Genomic DNA, 6,731 nt, shown 5'->3' on the forward strand with positions numbered 1-6,731 from the left:
TTTGTATACGTTTTTCATAAAACGAGGAGTTTGAAGCCATGGCAATGACAACCGGTGGTAAGGGTGGCGCGATGGGCGACATCAATGTCACCCCGATGATCGACGTTCTGCTGGTGCTGCTCATCATCTTCATGGTGATTGTTCCGGTAACCCCCAAGGGTCTGGATGCACTCGTGCCGCAGCCGCCCAAGAACCCACAGCAGCAGCCGCCCAATGACCGCACCATCGTCGTGGAGGTCAACTCCAACAAGGGCGGCGCTCCGATCTACAAGATCAACCAGGCGCCCTATGCCAAGTCTGAGCTGCTGCAGAAGTTGACCGACATCTATGCCAACCGCGCCGAGCGCGTCATGTTTGTCAAGGGCGACGATGACGTGAACTTCTCGTACATCGCGGAGATCATCGACATGGGGCACGCTGCCAACGCGGATCACATCGGCCTTATGACGCCGAAGATCCTCGCTGGTCAGTAACGTCGCGTTCGAGTCACAAATTTTACGCTGGCTCGCGGAATAACCTTTCCGCGGCCAGCCGTTATGAGGTTCCAGGCGCGCAACCGCCAGGTACGCCCTGCAAGGAGAAGAACAGAGACATGATTCGATCCGCACGTATAATGGCGCTCGCGGTTGCCCTGGGCGGAATGGTGCTTACGTTAGGCGGCTGCAATCGGCTTGCCGCACGTGACCACCTCAACAAAGGCGTGGAAGCATTCAAGAGCGCGCACTACGAAGAGGCCATCAACCACTTCCAGCAGGCCACACAGCTTGATCCCAGTCTTCCCATGGCAAAGACCTATTTGGCCACGGCGCTCGCACAGAACGTAGTTCCCGGGCTCACCTCCAAGGAAAATCTGGCGAACGCAGATCACTCGATCTCGCTCTTCCAGGAAGTCCTCGACAAGGACCCCTCGGACGTGAACAGCGCCAAGCAGATCGCTGCCATCTACTTCAGCCTGAATGAGTTCGACAAAGCCAAGGACTGGCAGAAGAAGGTTCTTGCCATCGATCCCAAGGACGCGGAGGCTGCTTACACCATCGGCGTGATCGACTACACAGTCGCTTACAAGAACGCCAAGGACGCTCTTTCAGCCGCGGGCCAGACCGACGATGGCGAAGGCAACGTCAAGGCCGGCAAGAAGGTCCTCCAGGACATCAAGGATAAGAACCAGGCGTTGGTCGACGAAGGCCTTCAGTTCCTCAACCAGGCCATCCAGAATCGCGCCAACTACGATGACGCGATGGTCTACATCAACCTCGTCTATCGCCGCAAGGCTGACCTGGACTTCCAGGATCCGAACGCGGTAAAGACGGACGTCGCTACCGCCAAGGACTGGGCCAGCAAGGCGCTAGGCGCCCGCAAGGCCAACGAAGAGAAGAAGAACGCGGGTCCCGGCGGCATTGTCATGGATTCCAGCGGCAACATGAAGTAACAACCCTCGGGCTCATTCCGGTCCGGCACTTCCACGGCCTCCGCTTCGGCGGAGGCCGTGTTGTTATTAGCTGCGGCCATCCGCCACAACTTCCGTTAGGGCCTTTTCTGCTGCAAGGCTGGGGTTACCGCCGAAACACCTTCCTGCACGAAATGCGCCGAAGGCGCGGTTGCCCGAATGGCAAATTCTTGGCATACTTGATTGTGCCCACCAGGTACGTCCAATCCATACATTCAAATCAAGAGGTCGCATCAATGTCTGCAAAGTATGTCTTTGTGACGGGCGGAGTCGTGTCCAGCCTCGGCAAGGGTCTTGCCGCCGCCTCCATCGGCTGTCTGCTCGAAAGCCGCGGCCTTCGCGTCAACCTCATGAAGTTTGATCCCTACCTGAACGTTGACCCCGGCACCATGTCGCCCTTCCAGCACGGTGAAGTCTTCGTTACCGATGACGGCGCGGAAACGGACCTCGATCTAGGCCATTACGAGCGCTTCACCCACGCCCCGCTCTCTCGCGACAACAATCTCACCACCGGCCGTATTTATGAGCAGATCATTCTCAAGGAACGCCGCGGAGATTACCTGGGCAAAACCGTCCAGGTCATCCCGCACGTCACCAACGAGATCAAGAACGCCATGCGCAAGGTCTCCTCGAACGGCGCTGACGTGACCATCGTTGAGATCGGCGGCACCGTTGGCGACATTGAATCGCTCCCATTCCTTGAAGCTATCCGCCAGATGCGCCAGGAACTCGGCCGCGAAAATACCGTTTTCGTTCACCTCACACTCGTTCCCTGGATCGCTGCCGCGCAGGAGCTCAAAACAAAGCCCACTCAGCACTCCGTCAAGGAACTGCTCAGCATCGGCATCCAGGCCGACATTCTTCTCTGCCGCGCAGACGTCAATCTCTCGCGCGACATCAAGCAGAAAATCGCTGCCTTCTGTAACGTCGAAGAGCGCGCCGTTATCGGTGCCACAACGGTCCCATCCATCTACCAGGTCCCGCTCAACTTTGCTGAAGAAGGCCTCGATGGCCTCATCCTGAAATACCTCCACCGGGAAGCTCCCGAGGCCGACCTCACCCGGTGGAAGGATCTTGCTCATCGCTACGCCAACCCGAAGGATGAAGTCAAAATCGGCATTGTCGGCAAGTACGTGGAATATGAGGACAGCTACAAATCCCTCAAGGAAGCTCTCACCCACGGCGCGCTCGCCGAAAACCTGAAGCTCAACATTACCTGGATCGAGTCCGAGGGTCTCGAAAGTGAATCTACCGACGACCGCTCCTACGAGTCGCAGCTCGAAGGCTTCGACGGCATCCTCGTTCCTGGCGGCTTCGGCAAGCGCGGCATTGAAGGCATGCTCAACGCCATCCGCTACGCTCGCGAGAAGCATGTGCCATACTTCGGCATTTGCCTCGGCATGCAGACCGCCTGCATCGAGTTCGCGCGCAATGTCTGCGGCCTTAAGGACGCCAACTCCAGCGAGTTCGACCCCGCCACGCCACACCGCGTCATCTACAAGCTTCGCGAGCTGCTCGGCATTGAAGAGATGGGCGGCACGATGCGTCTCGGCGCATGGGCTTGCATCCTCACGCCGGAGACTCTAGCGTCAAAGATTTACAACAACGAAACCGAGATCAGCGAACGCCATCGGCATCGCTATGAGTTTAACCGCGAATATGAGGCGCTTCTTACGGGCGCGGGACTGCGCATCAGCGGGACTACGCCCGACGCAACGTACGTTGAAATCGTGGAGAATCCTAGTCATCCATTCTTCATCGGGTGCCAGTTCCACCCTGAATTTAAGTCGAAGCCACTCGAGCCGCACCCACTCTTCCATTCGTTCATCGCTGCCAGCTACAAGAACAGGCAGACGGCAGAACAGACGAGTGTTGGAAAAGAAGTTTCAGCGGCAAAGTAGATCAAGAGCAGATGTTTACTGTAGCAGTACTGCTCCTTTTGATTTTCCCGCCAATGACCGGTCAAATGTGATGAGAGTCAAACTGGCTGCCTCCGCGAATGCTGATAGATAGGCATCGTTCCACAGCTTGGGTGAGGTTTCTGTTGTCAGAGCTCTTGCACGCAAGAGGGCGTCCATTTCGCCCGGCTCATCTAGAAAACCGGCGCTTTCCTGCTCCCGCCACATCTCGTAAATTTGCCAGGCATCCTGCTGGGTCTGTGTGTTTTCCCCCATCACACTCCTGGTTGTCAGCAAGCGCAGGAGGCCAAGTTGGGTTTGGCGGCAAAAGCAAAGAATTTCCTCGTTTTCAAGCGCTTGATACCAGACCCACGCTGGCTTAAAGTGCGCGTGGTCGGCGGCTGAGAGAGCAAGCCATACATTGATGTCAGGAAGAATAAAACGCATCGTCAAGCTGTTCCTGTGTTGGGTTGATCGAACCTGGGTTACGCGAAGGAATGACGGGCACAATGAAGCGTCGCGCGATTTTGGTTTCTACTGGCGACAACTCATGGTCGATGGCTCGCAACACAATTTGGCGGTATGCTACGCCCTCGTGCGCAGCCTTCACCTTGAGTCTGCGGAAGGTCTCATCCGGAATGTCTATAGTCGCTCGCATAGGCTCAGTATGGCATATTTATGTATTTATGAAAATATGCATTAACTCAACGAAAGGCTCAAAAACTTACTGAGCCTTTACAATCAATAATGTGACCCATTCCTTTGAAGTCGGACCCGTTCACATCGGCGCGGGCAAGCTGTTTCTTATTGCTGGTCCTTGCGTTATTGAGTCTGAGCGCCATGTGCGCTTTATGGCGGAGCAGATTCAGCGCGTTACTGCTGACCTTGGTGTTTCTTATATCTTCAAGGCGAGCTATGACAAGGCTAACCGTACCAGTGTGAAAAGCTTTCGGGGGCCGGGGCTTGTTGAGGGTGCGGCTATTCTGGGGCGTCTTGCTAAGGATACGGGTCTTCCGGTTCTTACGGATGTTCATGAGCCTAGGCATTGCGAGGTTGCTGCGGAGCATGTGGATGTTCTGCAGATTCCGGCGTTTCTTTGCCGGCAGACTGATCTGCTGGTGGCGGCGGGCAAGACTGGCCGTGCTGTGAATATCAAGAAGGGCCAGTTTGTTGCGCCGTGGGATATGAACCATCCGGTTGAGAAGGTTCGCTCTACGGGGAATGAGCGGGTGTTTCTTACGGAGCGTGGAGCTAGCTTTGGGTACAACACGCTGGTTGTCGATTACCGGTCGCTGCCGGTGATGCGGCGGCTTGCGCCGGTTGTGTTCGATGGCACTCATTCCGTTCAGCAGCCTTCGGCGGCTAATGGCGTTTCTGGTGGGCAGCCGGAGTTTATTCCGCTGCTGGCTCGAGCGGCGGTTGCTGCGGGTGTGGATGGACTTTTTCTTGAGGTCCATGACGATCCGGCGAATGCCAAGTCGGATGGGGCGAATGCGCTTAAGCTTGATCTGTTGAAGCCGCTGCTGGAGACGCTGCTGGCTATCCATTCTGCGGCAAACAGGTCTGCGGCGAAGTAGCACAGGTTTGCAATTCTGGGAGTTATCCTGTGCGGGGCTGATTTCTAAGTTGTTTTATTTTGTGCAAGTTGCGGATGGTTCCACAGTCCTTACAGAAATCTTTATGCGATCTTCATTTCGCAACTGTGCAACTGCTCCATGGGGAAATGCGGCCATTTGCACAAGTTTTGGTGCAGCGGGGATGGGGGAGGGGTACCGTACCGTCCCTCAAAACATCTACGGCCCGAATCCATTTGGGGATTTCGGGCCGTGATGTTTCTTCTGCTGATTATGAGTATGACAGGTTGAGAGAAATAATGTGCAAAGTCGGAGAAGTTTTTTGCGCTTTAGAATCAGCGGGTTAGAAAATATTTTTTGGAAAAGGGCTTGACAAGATTTTCCACAGTGGCGGGACGAGGGATTGCGGGCTGGAAAAGCAGGTCTTTTGTTCTGTCTCAAAAGCTGCTACGGCCAGGCTGACAAGGCTGGCCTTTGTGGTATCCCAGGTCCTTAACTGGGTATAAATATACTTGACTAACCAATTCCATTCCGGTAGCGTTGGAGTTGCCGTGACAGGGCAGCAACTACGACTTGCGCGATGCAAGCCAAACGCGCTCGATGCTGTCGAGAGTGCGGCTAACGAAATTCGACAAGCCGCGAAGCGTTGGAATGACGTTATGACCGTAGAAAGGCAAACCGTTGCCAAAAACTACACCGACGGTCGCGTGTCCCTTGTCTGTGACCTTCACTTTTTTCCTATCGCAGACAAAGGTGTTGCCAGTGGGGTAGTTGACGGCCCATTCATTAATGGTGAATTGTTCGCCTCTGCCATCCTCACAGCGAATGTTCCGAATGTACGTCAGCTCTTTTTTAGCGAGCAGGATTACGTGTTTGTCCTCGATGTCCAGTCGGTGCAAATTCCAGAGTGCATCGCCATTCCCTCCAGCGTAAGGCTGAATCTCATCCACGATGAAGTCGCGGACCTCTTCGGGGGCTTTCTCTTTGAATCCTCCGTTGACGGCACCTATAAGGCCCTCCCTGGTAGCACGCATGAGGAAGGAAGTCTTGTCTTCCCTTTTACCCGTAGTGTCAAACTCAATGTCGCTAATAGCATGGTCAAGTGCGCTTCTGAGGTTGTGGAGAGCATCGCCAACGATGGTCAACAAGTCGTCATCAACAGCCTGCTTCATGCTGAAGTGAAGAAAGCTGTTTCCCGTATGCAAGTCATCCTCAACCGTGATGTTGTACGGGTCACTATTCCCGATCTTCCGAATCTCCGTTGCGAGGTCATTGATGTGCTTGTTGGCCCGCTTGATCTTTAGCCGTGCGCCGTGAAATGGTTTGGTCATTGGACGGAACTACTTTACAGTAGGCTGGGAGCGGAGGTATCACGGTCAATGAGAAACGCTGAATGGTGGGTGTGCGTTGTCGCTCTCATCATTGTGGTCGGTTTCCTACAGGCAATCCTTCAAGGCGTAAAACTCATTTTGAAGAAGCTTGATAAGATGACTGACAAATAGAGGAAACCCCGCCTGCCAGCGGGGTCGGTTCGATGCACTCAAGCGAATCATCGCATGGAGTGTGCGTAGTTGCAAATCACAAACAACGGTATCATGTTTGTAACGGTCTCTTTGGATCGTGGAGGAGTTATGGGCAGTGCTGAAGAGTGGGCGCGTTCATTAAAGGCCAGCATAGACGCCAAACATGCCGAATCCAACAGGGCAATGGAAAGAGTAGCTATGAACCGCAACATTGTTGCGGAACAAATGCCAGTAATTTGGGATGGTCTGCTTGCCGAGTTCGCTAATTGCTGCAAGGCTTTCAATGAAC

General features: G+C 54.5%; 8 protein-coding genes. 5 read left to right on the top strand and 3 right to left on the bottom strand.

The genetic code is table 11. The features are described from left to right. Window positions 1-44 precede the first annotated feature (44 nt). From ABSG47_RS11880 to pyrG, 3 genes are all read left to right on the top strand, one after another. The gene (locus ABSG47_RS11880; protein ID WP_424169905.1) at window positions 45-473 is read left to right on the top strand and encodes an ExbD/TolR family protein; all 429 of its coding nucleotides are present in this window, start codon (window positions 45-47) and stop codon (window positions 471-473) included. Between the two features lie 119 nt (window positions 474-592). Beyond that, on the top strand, window positions 593-1,429 hold the full coding sequence (locus ABSG47_RS11885) for a tetratricopeptide repeat protein (protein ID WP_424169906.1): 837 nt from the start codon (window positions 593-595) through the stop codon (window positions 1,427-1,429). A gap of 254 nt (window positions 1,430-1,683) precedes the next feature. After that, a complete protein-coding gene (gene pyrG / locus ABSG47_RS11890) occupies window positions 1,684-3,348 on the top strand; it encodes a CTP synthase (RefSeq protein ID WP_424169907.1) in 1,665 nt (554 codons plus the stop codon). Window positions 3,349-3,363: 15 nt separating this feature from the next. On the opposite strand, the gene ABSG47_RS11895 is transcribed toward pyrG, so the two are convergent. Together ABSG47_RS11895 and ABSG47_RS11900 are read right to left on the bottom strand one after the other, a co-directional pair. Beyond that, window positions 3,364-3,792, bottom strand: a complete 429-nt coding sequence (locus ABSG47_RS11895) for a TA system VapC family ribonuclease toxin (RefSeq protein WP_424169908.1) — start codon at window positions 3,790-3,792, stop codon at window positions 3,364-3,366. Next, window positions 3,773-4,003, bottom strand: coding sequence for a hypothetical protein (locus ABSG47_RS11900; RefSeq protein WP_424169909.1), 231 nt, complete (start codon window positions 4,001-4,003; stop codon window positions 3,773-3,775). Before ABSG47_RS11900 ends, ABSG47_RS11895 begins: the two co-directional genes overlap by 20 nt. A 91-nt stretch (window positions 4,004-4,094) precedes the next feature. Here ABSG47_RS11900 and kdsA point away from each other — a divergent pair, with 91 nt between their 5' ends. After that, window positions 4,095-4,922 (top strand): 3-deoxy-8-phosphooctulonate synthase, encoded by an 828-nt coding sequence (gene kdsA, locus ABSG47_RS11905; RefSeq protein ID WP_424169910.1) that lies wholly within the window; start codon window positions 4,095-4,097, stop codon window positions 4,920-4,922. Window positions 4,923-5,485: 563 nt separating this feature from the next. Here the strand turns inward: kdsA and ABSG47_RS11910 are convergent. Then, complete coding sequence (locus tag ABSG47_RS11910) at window positions 5,486-6,250, bottom strand: hypothetical protein (RefSeq protein ID WP_424169911.1); 765 nt, start codon at window positions 6,248-6,250, stop codon at window positions 5,486-5,488. Window positions 6,251-6,490: 240 nt separating this feature from the next. On the opposite strand from ABSG47_RS11910, the gene ABSG47_RS11915 reads away from it, so the two are divergent. Beyond that, window positions 6,491-6,731: hypothetical protein (locus tag ABSG47_RS11915; RefSeq protein WP_424169912.1), on the top strand; the 241-nt coding region annotated here is incomplete at its 3' end.

The organism is Occallatibacter sp., assembly GCF_049510455.1.
Taxonomy (GTDB): Bacteria; Acidobacteriota; Terriglobia; order Terriglobales; family Acidobacteriaceae; genus Telmatobacter.